The organism is Monashia sp. HAY1-2A, assembly GCF_056755315.1.
Window position 1 is genome coordinate 1 of record NZ_JBNDHY010000871.1, and the last position, 230, is coordinate 230.

Consider the following 230-nt stretch of genomic DNA (forward strand, 5'->3'; position numbering starts at 1 on the left):
CCACGGACCGCGACCGGTTCGACGACGATCTACTGCGCCGTGAGATGCGGGTCCAGCGAGCCATAGGGGTCCTGGAACCCCATCTGGATGTGGTGCCGCAGCGGGCGCAGCGCGCGCTCGGACAGCGTCGCGAAGTCGGTGCCGTCGAGGACGATCGAGCCCGACGTGGGGCGCAGCCGGCGTACGAGGGCCTTGGCCACCGTGGACTTGCCGCAGCCGGACTCACCGAC

At 70.9% G+C, this 230-nt stretch carries 1 pseudogene; it reads right to left on the reverse strand.

From position 1 onward, the window contains the following. Positions 1 to 32: 32 nt before the first annotated feature. Positions 33 to 230: pseudogene (locus ACPYOM_RS24255) on the reverse strand (ATP-binding cassette domain-containing protein); the annotation flags it as partial.